The organism is Romboutsia sp. 13368 (genome assembly GCF_018336475.1).
Taxonomy (GTDB): domain Bacteria; phylum Bacillota; class Clostridia; order Peptostreptococcales; family Peptostreptococcaceae; genus Romboutsia.
The window spans coordinates 1,589,404-1,591,889 of sequence record NZ_CP048741.1 but is presented as its reverse complement, the minus strand read 5'-3'; the positions used below and the strand labels follow the sequence as shown (position 1 = coordinate 1,591,889).

The following is a 2,486-nucleotide window of genomic DNA, read 5'->3' as shown; positions in this document are numbered from 1 at the left end:
TCCGAAGTGGTAGCGAGGATATATCGTTGGCGATATGAGCGAAGCGAATTTTTTATTATAAAAAATTTATAGCAAATTCAATTCTTTTAAGTGCATCTAATACCATTGATCTAGGACAAGCTAAATTTATTCTAAAATGTTTATTTCCACCTAAGCCGAAAGTAGATCCTGAGCTTAGTGCAACTTTACCTTTAGTTAATAAAGAATCTTTTAAAGTATTTTCATCAACATTAAGCTCACTAAAATCAATCCATAGTAAATAAGTTCCTTCTGGTTTGTATACCTTTAATTTAGGAAGATTGTTTTTTATATAATCAATAGCAAAATCAACATTATCTTCTATATAATTAAGTAAACCATGTAGCCAATCTTCTCCATAGTTGTATGCAGCTTCTGTTGCAACTAAACTAAATGCATTATTTCTTTTTATATCTAACCTTGAAAAAGCTTTTTCTAAAATATCATAGTGAGATTTATTAGGTAGTATAACAAATGAACTTTGAATACCTGCTAAGTTAAAAGTTTTAGTTGGAGCCATACAAGTTATAGTATTTTGTTCAAATTCTTTAGAAATAGATGCAAATGGAGTATGCTTATGATTTTTAAATATTATATCGCTATGTATTTCATCAGATAYAACAATTACATTGTATTTTAAACATATATCTCCTAATTTAGTTAGTTCTTCACGAGTCCAAACCCTACCAACTGGGTTATGAGGATTACAAAGTATAAATATTTTAACATCTTTTATTTTAGATTCTATATCATCATAATCCATAACATATTTACCATCATCTAATTTAATTAAAGGACTTATAATTAACTCTCTATTATTATCTTTAACTATATTATGAAATGGACTGTAAACAGGCTCTTGTATCATTATTTTATCATTTTCTTTAGTTAAATTTTGAATAAGTAAACTTATACTAGTTATAACTGCAGGGCTAAACATTAGCCATTCCTTTTTTATTTTCCAACTAAATCTATTATCAAGCCAATTTACTATAGATTCATTATAAGAATCTGGCCTAGTTGTATATCCGAATATACCTTGTTCTAATCTATCTTTTAAAGCTTCCATTATACATGGAGCAGTTAAAAAATCCATATCTGCAACCCACATAGGAAGTAAATCGTTAGTACCAAAATTTTTCTCCATCTCAGACCACTTTGCTGAAAAATTGTCACTTCTATCTATAATTTTATCGAAATTAAAATTCATGTCTTATTCCCCCCCTAACTAATTTATACTTAAATAAATAGTTACTATAATCGTAGCTATAATATATGTAAATTTCAACATAAATTAAAAAATTACATATAATACTTTTATTTAGTTGACAAAAAATATTANTTGACAAAAAATATTATTGTAATAAGCTAAAATAAGATGAAAAATAAAAGTAGGTAGGAATGACATGAAAGAAAAATACTATGAAGAATTACTTAATATAAAAACAAGTGGAGAGCAAAGCTGGGATGAAATGGAAAAATGTTATCATCCATATGAGCCAACTCCTTATTTTGCATTAGATAAATTATTTGAAACTTACAATATAAGTGAAGATGATTATATAATTGATTTTGGATGTGGTAAAGGAAGACTTAACTTTTATCTAAATTACAACTTTAATTGTAATGCTTTAGGAATTGAAATGGATAAAAATTTCTATAATCAATGTATAGAAAATAAAGTAGAATATTTAAAAAAGAACAAAAAGATAGATGATAAAATTGACTTTGCTTGTGTTTTAGCACAAGAATATGAAATAGGTGATAAAGATAATAAATTTTATTTCTTTAATCCATTTTCAGTTCATATATTTATGAAGGTTGTAGAAAATATTTTAATTTCATATGAAAATAACCCAAGACATATAGATATAATACTTTATTATCCTTCAGATGATTATATATATTATTTAGAAAACTTTACACCATTTATGCAGTCATATGAAGTTAGATTAGATAAATTATTTAAAAGTGACAATCAAGAGAGATTTTTAGTATNNCAATGTGCTTTATATAAAAATATACTAANAYAACTCGTTGTGCTAGTTAATTTTTACAATAATAAAACTCCAACAAATATAGTACCCTAAGATTATTAGCATTAATCTAAAGGAGGGTTACAATAATGTTGGAGCTTAATAATTATTATATCCAAGACGTAGAAAATTTAACTGACTTATTTACTATAATTTTTACAATAGTTGATGATATATATAATGATATTATACCTATAAGTATTAGAAATAGACGTAATATCAAAGATAGTAAACTTTGCGATAGCGAAATAATAACTATAAGTATAGTTGGTGAACTTCTAACTATAGATTCAGAAAAAGCATTTTTCAGTTTATTAAGTAGAGAATATTCAAAATTATTTCCAAAGTTAGGAGATAGAACTAGATTTAATAGAACTAAACGAAATTTACATTCTGTAATCAATGAAATAAGAGAATATATTTCCTTATTTA

The 2,486-nt window shown here is 25.1% G+C and carries 2 protein-coding genes and 1 pseudogene; 2 read left to right on the top strand and 1 reads right to left on the bottom strand.

The genetic code is table 11. The features are described from left to right. Positions 1 to 55: 55 nt before the first annotated feature. Positions 56 to 1,228: a MalY/PatB family protein gene (locus tag G3997_RS06365; protein ID WP_296644603.1), complete on the bottom strand. Its 1,173-nt coding sequence runs from the start codon at positions 1,226 to 1,228 to the stop codon at positions 56 to 58. Between the two features lie 196 nt (positions 1,229 to 1,424). Here G3997_RS06365 and G3997_RS06360 point away from each other — a divergent pair, with 196 nt between their 5' ends. Next, positions 1,425 to 2,108 carry a methyltransferase gene (locus G3997_RS06360; RefSeq protein ID WP_296644601.1) on the top strand — a complete coding sequence of 228 codons (684 nt, stop codon included), beginning with the start codon at positions 1,425 to 1,427 and terminating at the stop codon, positions 2,106 to 2,108. Between the two features lie 35 nt (positions 2,109 to 2,143). Beyond that, positions 2,144 to 2,486 (top strand): annotated as a pseudogene (locus G3997_RS06355) (IS982 family transposase); the annotation flags it as partial.